Annotated in this window: 11 protein-coding genes; 5 read left to right on the top strand and 6 right to left on the bottom strand. The window is 44.2% G+C overall.

Annotated features, from left to right (window positions below):
* Positions 1-928 precede the first annotated feature (928 nt).
* Both H6G48_RS19260 and H6G48_RS19255 read right to left on the bottom strand, forming a co-directional pair.
* A complete protein-coding gene (locus tag H6G48_RS19260; RefSeq protein WP_190722878.1) occupies positions 929-1,360 on the bottom strand; it encodes a type II toxin-antitoxin system VapC family toxin in 432 nt (143 codons plus the stop codon).
* An 8-nt stretch (positions 1,361-1,368) separates the two neighbouring features.
* Positions 1,369-1,620, bottom strand: coding sequence for a hypothetical protein (locus tag H6G48_RS19255; RefSeq protein WP_002796964.1), 252 nt, complete (start codon positions 1,618-1,620; stop codon positions 1,369-1,371).
* A gap of 695 nt (positions 1,621-2,315) precedes the next feature.
* Here H6G48_RS19255 and H6G48_RS19250 point away from each other — a divergent pair.
* Genes H6G48_RS19250 through H6G48_RS19240 form a run of 3 tightly spaced genes read left to right on the top strand, consistent with a single transcriptional unit; the run spans position 2,316 to position 4,710 of the window.
* Positions 2,316-3,062, top strand: coding sequence for a pseudouridine synthase (locus tag H6G48_RS19250; protein ID WP_079209038.1), 747 nt, complete (start codon positions 2,316-2,318; stop codon positions 3,060-3,062).
* 26 nt (positions 3,063-3,088) lie between these two features.
* Complete coding sequence (locus H6G48_RS19245; protein ID WP_190722877.1) at positions 3,089-3,850, top strand: helix-turn-helix domain-containing protein; 762 nt, start codon at positions 3,089-3,091, stop codon at positions 3,848-3,850.
* A gap of 8 nt (positions 3,851-3,858) precedes the next feature.
* Positions 3,859-4,710 (top strand): ADP-ribosylglycohydrolase family protein, encoded by an 852-nt coding sequence (locus H6G48_RS19240; protein WP_190722876.1) that lies wholly within the window; start codon positions 3,859-3,861, stop codon positions 4,708-4,710.
* 177 nt (positions 4,711-4,887) lie between these two features.
* Here the strand turns inward: H6G48_RS19240 and H6G48_RS19235 are convergent, their stop codons facing one another.
* The 4 genes from H6G48_RS19235 to H6G48_RS19220 all read right to left on the bottom strand — a co-directional run bounded on the left by H6G48_RS19235 (position 4,888) and on the right by H6G48_RS19220 (position 11,051).
* On the bottom strand, positions 4,888-5,880 hold the full coding sequence (locus H6G48_RS19235; RefSeq protein ID WP_190722875.1) for an aldo/keto reductase: 993 nt from the start codon (positions 5,878-5,880) through the stop codon (positions 4,888-4,890).
* A 144-nt stretch (positions 5,881-6,024) separates the two neighbouring features.
* A complete protein-coding gene (locus H6G48_RS19230) occupies positions 6,025-9,090 on the bottom strand; it encodes an efflux RND transporter permease subunit (protein ID WP_190722874.1) in 3,066 nt (1,021 codons plus the stop codon).
* A gap of 54 nt (positions 9,091-9,144) precedes the next feature.
* Entirely contained in the window at positions 9,145-9,522 is a 378-nt protein-coding gene (locus tag H6G48_RS19225; RefSeq protein WP_190722873.1) for a four helix bundle protein, read from the bottom strand.
* A 68-nt stretch (positions 9,523-9,590) separates the two neighbouring features.
* Positions 9,591-11,051 (bottom strand): efflux RND transporter periplasmic adaptor subunit, encoded by a 1,461-nt coding sequence (locus H6G48_RS19220; RefSeq protein ID WP_190722872.1) that lies wholly within the window; start codon positions 11,049-11,051, stop codon positions 9,591-9,593.
* A gap of 124 nt (positions 11,052-11,175) precedes the next feature.
* On the opposite strand from H6G48_RS19220, the gene H6G48_RS19215 reads away from it, so the two are divergent.
* Together H6G48_RS19215 and H6G48_RS19210 are read left to right on the top strand one after the other, a co-directional pair.
* Complete coding sequence (locus H6G48_RS19215; protein ID WP_002796947.1) at positions 11,176-11,340, top strand: hypothetical protein; 165 nt, start codon at positions 11,176-11,178, stop codon at positions 11,338-11,340.
* Positions 11,341-11,349: 9 nt separating this feature from the next.
* Positions 11,350-12,708, top strand: coding sequence for an SUMF1/EgtB/PvdO family nonheme iron enzyme (locus H6G48_RS19210; RefSeq protein ID WP_190722871.1), 1,359 nt, complete (start codon positions 11,350-11,352; stop codon positions 12,706-12,708).
* The last annotated feature ends 34 nt before the right edge of the window (positions 12,709-12,742 follow it).

Genomic DNA, 12,742 nt, shown 5'->3' with positions numbered 1-12,742 from the left:
CATTTTCAGGCGTGCGCTTAAGTCTCTCATGCTGACGATACTTTTATCCAGTGCAAAACCTATCCAACAGGACACAAAAGTAAATGTACTTAATGCGGGATAGTCATTTTTGGGGAGTGGCTTGAGAAGCTCTTTCATTAGTTTTGGGAAAATTGTTAGCATGGCTTATTCACATTTATTGGTGTATATTTACTTTGTTTTCTTATCTATAATATCAAATTTTGTACGACTTTTTTCCCCGTTCAACACTTCTGGTAGAAACAGACTCGAATTTATTGAATTTAGATGCTTTAATGGGGCGTAGTTGCGATTGGGTGCGGGTTTATTTGCACAACCCTAATTCTGGTGTCAGGGAGGAAGATAGGCATTTGTGTGATGGCATTGGTACAAAGAATTATCGGACTAAGGAGATTTTGCCATGACTTCCACGAAAGAATAGAGCTAACCAGCTAGGGTAAAATTAGGGTTTCGGCTTATCCTCAACTCAGCTTAACTAGGAATAGGCCGATTTATCTTGCTAAGGCTATATTTTGAGCAACTTTTGTCAATTTATCCACAAACAGAAACATCAATCGTAGGGTGCGTTAGCCAAAGCGTAACGCACCCATTTAATAATTAAGTTGTTGCGTGGGGTGCAGATTATTAATTTGTTTTTTTGTCAGAGATTATCGCCGCAAACACGCACCCTACAAGAATTTATAAAACTAAAATCAACACAGATAAATGTATTAGTCATGATTTTCTCTATCACAATTTCTTCCATCAATTGCCGATCTCTTTCTTCTCTCAACCGCTTGGATAACCGAGAAATAACCCGTTTAAAGTCATATCCCCCCGTAAGCAAAACTAGCTCGACTTTTGTGCTTTTCTAAGCATACTGCCTAGTCAGGTTAAATAAAACTAAAGCTATTGAGAGAGAAATAAAAATCTACACTTCAACCAAATGAACCCAACTTAGAGCAGATTTAACGCTGTTAAATAAGCGTTTATCGCTAGGGTATAAATTTGCTTGAAATCGTTGAGCTAATACTAGATAATGGGCATCATAAGTAGCAGGAAGATTCAAGGTTTGCGAAATTTCTATTGCTTGGTAATGGAGGTAATGATCTCCATGAAACTGAATAGGTAAATCTAAGACTTCTGTAAGGAGGGTTTGCGCTTCCGTCTCCAAAATTTGACCAGCTTTTTTCAGACGATAAAATACGTTAGTGACTTCGTAACATAATAAAGTTGGTGCAATCACTAAATTTTCCTCGGTCATCCATTTTTGCCAGAGTTGACTGTACATTGTTACAGAAGGTTCAACCGTTGTTAAACGAACTATAAAACTAGAATCAACACAGATAAATGTATTAGTCATTATTTTCTCTATTCACTCACAATTTCTTCCATCAATTGCCGATCTCTTTCTTCTCTCATTTGATGAATAATTTCAGTAACATCGGTTTTAAATGGTTTTCCCTGACGACGTTCATAAATGGCTTTTCGAGTTGCGTCAATTCGTTCTAATGCAATTTCCCAAGAGGGGTGATCTTTGAGTTTTTTTCCTAACAATTCTTGTTCTTCTAGGGACAAGGATTTAATTGCCTTAACTAGAGATTCCACGAGTTGAATATTCATTTTTTTTACATCTTTGACTAAAATTATCGGTGTTTATGAAGAGTTATTATAGCCTAGTCTTTGAATTATAACAAAGAGAGGCAAACTCCGTCATTTACGTCCCCAATTCATCATCAATCAAAGTTTACCGTTTGGATAACCGAGAAATAACCCGTTTAAAGTCATATCCCCCCGTAAAAAAATTAGCCCGACTTTTTTAACAATTGTCGGCAAAATTTTGCTTGCTTTTTTCAGGGCTTTTTGCCATAATATTTTTATAAGACTTTATATATAATGGAGTGTTTGAGTATGGCAAAAGACGCACAAATTCCCATTATAAGAAAAGTATAACCGAAGCCGCCGCCCAAGTCAAGGGATTACTCCTCTTTTTTTTGAGAAGTTTTCAAAGAAAAAAATCAAAGAGGCAAAATTTTGCTTGCTTTTTTCAGGGCTTTTTGCCATAATATTTTTATAAGACTTTATATATAATGGACTGGTGGAGTTCACCCAAAAATGCACGGATTCCCATTATAAGAAAAGTATAACCGAAGCCGCCGCCCAAGTCAAGGGATTACTCCTTTTTTTTTGAGAAGTTTTCAAAGAAAAAAAATCAAAGAGGCAGCCGGAGATATTCGGTTTTTCTTCACTATTTGGGCGAAAAAACCCTTTTAGGATGCCTATAATAGGAGATAGAAAGGGTTAAAAACTAAAAAAAAATGGCGGAGAGAGTCCAGAAAATCCTTGCCCAGTGGGGAATTGCCTCCCGAAGAAGGGCGGAGGAGATGATCGTAGCCGGCCGGGTGAGACGGAATGGCAAAATCGTGCAGTTAGGAGAAAAAGCCGACCCCGAAAAAGATCACCTAGAGATAGACGGAAAAAAAATTGAACCGGCCAATCGTCCCAAAAGATTGTATATACTGGTCAACAAACCCATTGGTGTGGTTTCTACCTGTAGGGATCCACAAAACCGGCCGACAGTAATCGACCTTTTGCCCGACTCCCTTGCCAGCGAGACGGGGTTACATCCCGTAGGAAGGTTGGACATCAACACCACTGGGGCTTTACTCCTCACCAACGACGGTCAACTCACCCTCACCCTCACCCATCCCCGTTATCATTTGCCCAAAACCTATCGGGTTTGGCTAGATGGTGCGATTGATAGACTTGCTCTCCAGCGTTGGCGAGAAGGTATCCTCTTAGAAGGGAAAAAAACCTTACCCGCACAGGTTGAGATACTCAAGCAAACCGACCAAAAAACCCTACTAGAAGTTATTTTAGTGGAGGGAAGAAATCGGCAGATTCGCTCTGTAGCCGAAGAATTAGGTTATCACGTCCTGAAACTTCATCGCAGTGCTATCGGTCGTATTCAACTAAACTCTGGTAATAATTCCCCCTTACCCTTGGGTCATTACCGTTTTTTAACCCTTGATGAACTGAAATATTTAAAAAACCAGATTAACTAAGCTGAAAGTCAGCCCCTAATAGCGATATGTTTCGCCTTCTCCAATCACAACTCGACCCCCAGCATAAACAGCGCACCAAATTACTGGAAATCGGCGTTTATTTGCAAAAAAATCGCCTAGAACAGTCCCTTTCTCTCGAGGAAATTGCCCAGAAAACCTTGATTCCGCGCCATCGTCTAGAAGCCTTGGAAGCGGGAGATTTGGAGGCATTGCCCGAACCGATTTATATTCGTTGGTTAATCAAACAATTTGCTGATAGTCTGTCCCTGGATGGTGAGACGATTAGCCGACGTTTTCCCACCAAGGTCAATAACTTTTTTAGGGGAATAAAACCGTCTTTATCGCTGCCGAGTCTTCAAATTCGCCCGATTCATCTCTATTTTCTCTATTTAATCTTAGTTATTGGTTCCGTACAAACCCTATCCCACGTCCTGCAAAAATCGGTACTGCAATCGAATCGCTTACCGCCGCCTTCCTTGCCACAACAGCAAATTGTCCAACCGAAAAGCAATCCCCTTCAACCGGTAGCCAACAAAACCAGCAATAATCAGCAGCTGGTGGTGGGGGTAAAACTGGAGGATGACTGCTGGCTGCGGGTGGTGGTGGATGGCAAGACAGAATTTGAGGGTGTACTGCCCCAAGGAAGCCATCGCACTTGGCAAGCAAACCGAGAATTAACCGTGAGGGCGGGTAATGCCGGCGGGGTTTACGTTGCCGTTAATAATGCCCATGCTAAACAACTGGGGCAACCGGGCAAAGTCGAGGAAGTCACCTACCGGGCAAATTGAGCTAATTTATGCAAAAGGTTTTTTCACCCCTCGATCGCCTTCAGGGAGGGTTAATCGGGGCATATATTGGGGAATCCTTGCATAATCAGCCCCTAATACCAGCCTTTAACTATGAGGCGACACCGAGGACGATCCTGCTTTTGCAAGCTCTGCAATCTCAGGAGGATTTTCCCCTTGCGATCGCAGCCAAGCAGCAGTCGGAATCGGCGTTATTATTTGTGCTGTTACCGGAGATTTTAACCTGGCCTGACCATGGGGAACGTTGGCAAGCTAGATTAAATTTTTGGCTAAAAAAGGGCTTAATTTCCGAGTTAACCCGACAAGAAGCGATAATTTGGGGAGAGGCTGTAGGTCTGTTATTAGAGGGAAAAAGGCCTTTAAATCAGTTAATAGGGCAATTGCTAACTATTAACCCCAAGAATAAGCTATTAGAGCAGATTCAGTCAGCTTTAAGGCAAAATCATCCCTTAGAGTCCATTTTATCGGCTTGGGCGAAAGATAGCTCACCTTTAGGAATTGCGATCGCAGCTTCTCTCTATACCTTTCTGCAAACGACCGAGGATTTCGCCGTGAGCGTGCGTCGCGCTAATTCTAGTCCCTATCAACGGCAATTAACCACCACTTTAGCGGGGATTTGGGCGGGATTGTACAACGGTATCGAGGGGATTCCCCTAGCTTGGCGGCAAAATTTGCCGACAGAGCCAGTTAAACAGCAATTAATGGATAAAGCTGGGGAAATTTATCGAATTTCCCTGGGTATATCTCCTCATCTTGTCCTATCTCCTTATACTGCCGTCGCTTACGGGGGAACAATCCAACCCCGTCCTAGCTTAAAATTGGTCTCTCAAGACAATACTTAGGGTTTGCTGAAAAAGTTTTTCCTGGTGGCAGGGTGTGGCCCCCCCAACCCCCCCGACATCGGGGGGGCAGGTGGGGTGTGGGGTTTTACCCATTTTCAGGGAAAAAGTACCTGAATTTTCCCCCCAATCACTCCAATCGCTGGCACTTTCAAGGTTTTTAGATTTATTCAGCCAACCCTACTTAGTTTGAAAGATATTTTGTACCATTTTTTTATCCAAACCTGCGGCAATTTTATCTAATTCTGCTATTTCCCCACTGTCTAAACTCCATCCTAAAGCCCCTAAATTATCCTCAGCTTGCCGAACATTTTTGGCTCCGGGGATAGGAATTGTTCCCTTACAGATACACCAATTTAAAGCAACTTGGCTAATAGTTTTATTTTTAGCTTGGGCGATAACTTCTAGGCAACTTATCAGGGGAGAAATAGCGGGAATTAATTGACCAAAAAGGAAGCGACGTAATCCTGGGGGTAAGTTTTTATTATCTCGATATTTCCCCGTTAATAACCCCAAAGCTAGGGGACTATAGGCAATAATTTTAATACCCAATTGATCACATAGTTCCTTTAATCCTAAGTCAGTGAGAGGATAGGTAGAAAGGAGAGAATACTGTACCTGTAAACTGGTAATAGGAATGCCGCGACTGGCAAACTTTTGATAGGCAGACTTCAATCTTTTCGGTCCAAAATTGGATAAACCCACCCCTTTAACTAACCCCTTTTCCAGACAATCCCCCAATCCGTCTAATAATCCACTCTCCTGCCATGGCGCATAATTGCCCGTTGACCAGTGCATTTGCACTAAATCCACCGGGCGGCCTAATCTGGTTGCCGAAGCTTGACAAGCTTTCACCATGGCATGACGGGTTAAACGCCAAGGATAAGGGGCGAGTTTGGTGGCAATACGGATATTATCGGCGTTATAACCGCTATATTCCCCTGTAAAGCGTCCTAATAGCTTCTCACTCTGTCCGTTGAGTTTGCCTGTGCCGTAGGAGTCTCCCGTATCAAATAGGGTGACACCCCGCTCGACGCAGAGATTAAAAACCGCTTGTAACTGGCTATCCATACTCTCATCGTAACCCCAGAGAAGACGATTTCCCCAGGCCCAAGTACCGCAGCCCATGGGGGGAAGGGATAGAGTTTGATGTGTGACTGTCAAGGGATTCATGGGTTAGTTTCTCTGGGTTTTTTCTCAAGCTTTCAGAGAGATATTTTACTACTAAATCTGGTTATTAAAGACTGATTATTTATTCCCCTTTTTGACTTTTGCATGAGTAGAAAACGGGTTTCTCCGAGAAACCCGTTTTCTGTACTAAATCGACTTGGGTTTTTGTTTAACAAATAATCCCCGCAACCAATAGTAAAAACTATCGATATAAGTAAAGATTACTGGTACAACCACCAAAGTTAATAGGGTGGAAGTGGTAAAACCACCAATAACAGCAATCGCCATCGGTGCGCGAATTTCCCCATCTGCACCTAAAGCTAAAGCAATCGGTAACATCCCGGCAATTGTGGAAACGGAGGTCATAATAATTGGTCGTAAACGAGAGACTCCCGAATCAATCATCGCCTGAAATTGCGGTTTCCCTTCCTGAAGACCACTCAAGGCAAAATCTACTAACAGAATCGCATTTTTGGTGACTAATCCCATCAGTAAAACTATGCCAATTAAAGCGTATAAACCTAACTCTTTTTGGGTAATTAAAAGAGCGATTAAAGTGCCACCAATCGATAAAGGAAGGGAAGTTAAAATCGCTAAGGGATAGAGAAAATTGTTATACAATAAGACCAGAATCCCATAGATAGAAATAATTGCTAAACTTAACGCCCCCAAAAAACGAGCAAAGATATCGCGCATAATGCGAGCATCACCAAAGGGTTCTTCTGTCACCTCTGGGGGTAAGTTTTTCATAGTTGGTAAAGCGCGAATTTGTGTCACCGCACTTCCCAAAGAAACTCCCTCTAAATTAGCTCCAATATTAACCTGACGTTGACGGTTAAAGCGTTGAATTTCCGCAGGTCCACTACCTAAGCTAATTGTCGCCACCGAGTTAAGCGGTACTAACGTCCCATTACTGCTAGGAACGCGCAAATTTTGCAGAGTTTCTATCTCACTGCGACCATCGTTGGCAATTTTCACCCGGATGGGAATTTGTCGGTCAGCAAGGTTAAATTTAGCTAAATTAAACTCATTATCGCCGATTAAAGCCAAAGATGCAGTACGGGCGATCGCTCTGACCGAGACTCCCTGATCGGCAGCCCGGACAGGATCCGGTTGAATAATGATCTCCGGTTTAACTAAACTTACCCCGGAACTGACCTCGACAAAACCGGGTAAAGCCCGCATTTCTCGCTCTAATTTTTGGGCAGTTTGGGTTAAAATATCGCCATTTTCACTTTTCAGGACTATAGCTACATCCTTAGTGCTTCCTGCTCCACCCTGCGCCCGAAAACTAACTCTAGCCCCCGGTATCTTCTGGAAATCCAGGCGGGTTTGTTCCTCAAATTGCCGTTGAGTTAGCGATCGCTGTTCCTTAGGAACTAAATTAACATATATTAACCCCGTATTTACCCGTCCCGAATCTCCCGGAATAGCCAAAACATTAGCGACGGCGGTATTTTTTTGCAGTAAACTATTCACCTGATTAGCCACGGCAACAGTATCATTCAAAGTCGCACCGGGAGGCAATTCTAGACTGATCGTACTTAATCCAGTATCCCCGGAACTAAATAACCCTTTTGGAATCAAGGGAACTAACTGTAAACTACCGATAAAAAAGGCCAAAGCCGCCAATAAAGTCAGGATTCGATGACGTAGGGACCAAGTTAACAAACTTTTGTAGGGACGAAAACGGGGGCGCGAGGAGGGATTACCATCACCGGTTTTCAGCTTTTTCGGCTGTAGAATATAGGCACTTAACATCGGAGTGACGGTGACGGCGATCAAACTGGAAAATAGGGTAGAAACCGCCACCGTAACGCCGAAAGGTTGAAAGAATTGGCCCGGCACACCGCCCATAAAAGCAACCGGCAGGAATACCGCCATAATTGCCGCCGCACTGGCTAAAACGGCTAATCCAATCTCTTTTGAGGCATCAAAAGCCGCTGGCAAGGGTTTTTTACCCATAGCTAAATGTTGATCGATGTCCTCCACCATACACACCGCATCATCGACAAGATTACCCAAAGCTAAAGCTAAGGCCAGCAGGGTCATACCGTTAAGGGTATAATTTAGGGACTGCATCACCCAAAAAGTCGGGAAAATCGACAAAGGCAGGGCCAAACCCGTGATAATCGTGGCGCGCCAATTGCCTAAAAATAGACCCACCGTGATCACCGTCATGATGCAACCGATGATCAGATCGCTCAGAAGGCTTTCGTAACTAGCACGAATTGAGTCGGCACGGGTAAAAATTAATTGAAATTTAATGTCTTCGGGCAGTTTTTTCTTTAAATTCTCGATTTCTTGACGTACTGCTGTTTCTACCGTGACCAAGGTGCTGCCAGTCCCCCGTAAAATCGAAAAACCCACCACTGGCTGCCCATCTAAGAGGGCCATTTGTCGGGGATCGCTGGAACTATCACTAACCGTCCCTAAATTGCTTAAGGGGACGGTATCACCGTTAGGTAAAGAGATTTGATAATTTCTTAAATCTTCGATCGTTTCAGCGCTGCCGAGGGTGCGGACAGTTTGTTCACTGCCACCGATTTCCGAGCGCCCTCCGGGTAAATTAATATTAAAACTACGAATTTGGTCATTAACCGCCGTGGCCGTGATACCGTAGGCGATCAGACGACCGGGATCTAAATCTACACGCACTTCTCGATCGACTCCCCCAACGCGATTGACTCGTGCTACCCCCGGCACTCCCGTTAAAGCGCGGCCAATTTGACGATCGACTAGATCACTTAATTCGGCGATCGATCTTTTCGGGGAGGAGATGGTATAGTTCATCACCGCACCCCCGGCAAATTCTAAACGTTGGACAATTGGATCATTAGTATCTTGGGGTAAATCCTGGCGAATTTGCGCTATGGCATTCCGCACATCATTGGTAGCGCGATCGCTGTTAGTGCCAAGGATAAAGTTAACGGTGGTGGTGCTGCTGCCTTCGTTGATGGTAGAAGTAATTTGATCGATATTACCCAAAGCAGCCACCGCATCCTCGACTTTTTTGGTGACTTGGGTTTCCAATTCCTCTGGACCTGCACCCGGTTGATTAACGGTGATAATCACGGCCGGAATGTCAATATTAGGAGAGCGATCGATCCCTAATCCTAGAAAGGCAATGTATCCCATTAAGGCCATAACCAGGGAGATCAGGATCGTCGGAATGGGATTTTTGATAGACCAATTAGAAATATTAAAAGCCATAATTTCAGTTATCAGTTATCAGTTATCAGTTATCAGTGGGTAAGTTATCAGTTATCAGTTTTTGGTTTTTTGTTTTTTGTTTTTGGTATTTTCTTGGCAGGTTTTTAGAATAGCCCAAAGCATTTTACCAATTTCCTCCGCATCATCATTGATACTTTGAAAGGCTCTTTCCTCTATGTAATTCGTGTCTTTCAATAGAGACAGCCAATACTTTGTTTCTAGACATTCCTTATAAGCTATTGACATTTTAGCTCGAAAATCAGCTTGAGAAATAGCTCCATTAGCCTCGGCAATGTTAGCCCCGATTGAAGTGCCACTCCTTAATAGCTGTTTTGACAAAACATATTCTTGTTTAGTCTCACACAAATATTTATAGCCTTTAACAATCCTAAGGGCAAATTTATAAGCTTTATCATAAACTTTACTCTCCATCTGTTTGCCCCGCTACCGATCACTGATCACTGATTACTGATTACTGATAACTGTTTACTGATTACTGATTACTGATCGCTGATTGCTGTAATTTTGTCGCCATCACCGAGATAGGCTGCCCCTTTGACCACAATGCGATCGCCCGCTTGTAAACCGGTGAGAATTTCCACGCGATTATTCGGCATAATTTGACCTAATTGCACAGTTTTGGCGGTAACGGTGTTATCAGGTTGAACTAAATAAACTAGAGCTTGATTATCTTTTTGGGGTAAAACTGCGGTCATGGGGACGGTTAAACTGTTGCTAGTATTCGTCACGATCGCACCTCGTAAAAACATCCCCGGTTTTAATCCTGTATTGTCGGTTAAATCGACTTTAACCGTTGCTTGACGGGATGCCTCATCGACGATGGGATTAATTTCGCGCACCTGTCCCGATAGTTTCAGACTGGTATTAGCATCGGAAGTGATAGTAACGGGCGCTCCGACGCGGATTAAGGGCAATTGATTCTCAGGAACCCGCAATCTTAGCTCTAAACGCCCATTTTCGATGATTTTAAAGAGAGCATTTTGACCGTTGGTGGTATCCCCGATGCGGCCATTTCTTTCGGCAATTTTGCCACTGACCGGAGAAATCAGGCGCGTCTCGTTTAATTGGGCGTTAACAATGGCTAAACGGCTTTGAGCCTCCGCTAATTGGGCTGTAGCTTGGGCGATCACTTCGGGACGATTGCCCGCTTGCAATTGTGCCAGTTGCTGCTCTGCTTCTCCTAAACGGGATTGGGTCTGTTGTACGATCGCCGCTTGCTTTCTTTCTTCATTGAGGACTTCATCGAGACGATCCCGGGCGATCGCTCCTTCCGCTTCTAAACTTTGGTTTCTCTGGACGCGTTTTTTGGCCAAATCCCAATCCGATTGAGCTTGACTAATTTCGGCTTTTATGCGTTGAATAGTTTGTTTAGCTCCAGCGATCTCCTCTTTACGGCTACCCGCTTGCAATTCTGCCAAACGCGCCCGGGATTGGGCGACATTTGCCTGTGCTTGGGTTAATTGCGCTTGTAGGACGGTATCATCGAGACGAGCGAGAATTTGACCTTGGCTGACCCTATCCCCCTCATCCACAAAGATTTCTTTGATTTGTAGTCCCGTCGCTTGGGAAAGAATCGGGATTAATTCATCGGCTGCCACGCTTCCAGTCGCTTTCAGGGTGCGGGCCACGGGAGTAAATTGTACCCTAGTGGTGGTTACTGTTTGTGCTGGTGCTTCATTTTTTGCCGCTACGGCCTGAGTATTGGGGTTTTGGGCTGTTTGGGGTCGATTAGCGAAACGAGTCGCCCCTAGGGTCAATAAAACCCCCAATCCCACACCGATAAATAAACCCTTTCCTCCCGATAGCCAAGAGTTGGTTTTTGTCGGTTTTGGCGAGTATTCGGTTTTCTCTGGCTCAATTTCGGGTTTAAATGCGATTTCTTCGGGAACTAGCGAATTATCGGCTGAATGCTGGTTATTTTCTAGGGTATCTGGCCGCACGGTCTGCCCTCTCGGTAGATTCTGGATAAAATGTTAAGTTTTGTATCCATTTATAATCTAACGGAAAAAGGTCGCGGGTGGGGAAAGTGAGAAAGTGGACTTACTGTAAAAATCCCAAATTGTCGTGGTTGGTGAGGATTCAGTAGGCAGTAGTCAGGAGACAGTAGGCAGTAGTCAGGAGACTCCGAGACAGGAGACAGGAGAATTAAGAATGAGTAATAATCAATTAAATGGTTTATTTAGAGATTTTATGCCAGTTAATCTGGCTCTCCCCTACTTGTGGTCATAAGAAAAAGTTATGAAAAAGTCAGAGATCCAAATTTTCTTGGCCCATGCCAGTGAGGACAAACCAGCAGTTTTGGCACTGTATGACCGCCTCAAGCAAGCGGGATATAAACCTTGGTTGGATAAAAAAGACCTGATTCCGGGTCAAATTTGGCGAGATGAAATTCCGAAAGCGATTAAAGCTAGTCAGATTTTTCTCGCCTGTCTGTCAGGGAAATCGGCTAATAAGCAGGGATACATCCAACGGGAGTTGAGGATTGCACTTGATACCTTGGGAGAGATGCTACCGGGGACAATTTTTTTTATTCCCATGAGGTTAGAAGAATGCGAAATTCCTGATCTGCGACTTGCAGAAGTTAGCTTGAATCTGCGAGATATTCACCGGCTTGATTATTGGGAAGAAGACGGATTTGAGCAACTAGAAAGAGCAATTGGCTATCAGTTCAAGCTTGAACCGGAAGAGCCAAAACAACTGTTATCAGTATTTAACTTTGAGGTGGTGGGAGTAAATGCGAAGGGTGAGCAAATTAACAAAGAGTTGAAACAGTCCCAATATTTCAGGGAAGATCTGGGCAAAGGCATCACCTTAGAAATGGTCGCCATTCCGGGGGGAACTTTCCTGATGGGAACGGAAGATGAGGAAATCGAAAGACTGGTTAAAAAATTTAATTGGGAAGGATTTAGAAGGGAAAGACCACAACATGAAGTAACTGTCCCACCCTTCTTTATGGGTAAATACCCCATCACCCAGGCCCAGTGGAAAGCAGTAGCCTCTCGCACGGATTTAAAAGTTAAACAAGACCTTGATTTCAAGCCAGCCTATTTTAAAGACCGTCCCGATAGCGATCGCCGTCCCGTGGAACAAGTCAACTGGTACGATGCGATCGAATTTTGTGCGAGATTATCCAAGCTGACCGGAAGGGAATACCGACTACCGAGTGAAGCGGAATGGGAGTACGCTTGTCGTGCTGGAACCACCACCCCGTTTTACTTTGGGGAAACCATTACGGGGGAATTGGCTAACTACAATGCCAGTAATACCTACGCCGATGAACCGAACGGAGAATATCGAAACGAAACAACTCGCGTGGGACAATTTCCCCCAAACGCCTTTGGACTGTACGATATGCACGGCAATGTCCGGGAGTGGTGCGCCGATACTTGGCACGATAACTATGACGGTGCGCCGACGGATGGCAGTGTCTGGATAGAAAATGGTAATGATAATCGTTCTCCTCTGCGGGGCGGTTCCTGGGGCTACAATCCTACTTACTGCCGTTCCGCGATTCGCTACGACTACTACTTCCGCCGCGTCAACCGCATCAACAATTACGGTTTTCGGGTGGTGTGCGGTGCTGGGAGGACTTTGTAGCAGAAAAGAATTTAAGAGCATGGTGTCAACAGAC

The sequence above is a fragment of the Microcystis flos-aquae FACHB-1344 genome (assembly GCF_014698375.1).
Taxonomy (GTDB): Bacteria; Cyanobacteriota; Cyanobacteriia; order Cyanobacteriales; family Microcystaceae; genus Microcystis; species Microcystis aeruginosa.
Note: the sequence above shows the minus strand (reverse complement) of the source record. Positions and strands in the feature narration are given on the sequence as shown.

What these genes read in the sequence shown, in the direction of transcription:
- H6G48_RS19260 (WP_190722878.1), bottom strand. Translation starts at nt 1,360, where the DNA reads ATGACTAATACATTTATCTGTGTTGATTCTAGTTTTATAGTTCGTTTA.
- H6G48_RS19255 (WP_002796964.1), bottom strand. Translation starts at nt 1,620, where the DNA reads ATGAATATTCAACTCGTGGAATCTCTAGTTAAGGCAATTAAATCCTTG.
- H6G48_RS19250 (WP_079209038.1), top strand. Translation starts at nt 2,316, where the DNA reads ATGGCGGAGAGAGTCCAGAAAATCCTTGCCCAGTGGGGAATTGCCTCC.
- H6G48_RS19245 (WP_190722877.1), top strand. Translation starts at nt 3,089, where the DNA reads ATGTTTCGCCTTCTCCAATCACAACTCGACCCCCAGCATAAACAGCGC.
- H6G48_RS19240 (WP_190722876.1), top strand. Translation starts at nt 3,859, where the DNA reads ATGCAAAAGGTTTTTTCACCCCTCGATCGCCTTCAGGGAGGGTTAATC.
- H6G48_RS19235 (WP_190722875.1), bottom strand. Translation starts at nt 5,880, where the DNA reads ATGAATCCCTTGACAGTCACACATCAAACTCTATCCCTTCCCCCCATG.
- H6G48_RS19230 (WP_190722874.1), bottom strand. Translation starts at nt 9,090, where the DNA reads ATGGCTTTTAATATTTCTAATTGGTCTATCAAAAATCCCATTCCGACG.
- H6G48_RS19225 (WP_190722873.1), bottom strand. Translation starts at nt 9,522, where the DNA reads ATGGAGAGTAAAGTTTATGATAAAGCTTATAAATTTGCCCTTAGGATT.
- H6G48_RS19210 (WP_190722871.1), top strand. Translation starts at nt 11,350, where the DNA reads ATGAAAAAGTCAGAGATCCAAATTTTCTTGGCCCATGCCAGTGAGGAC.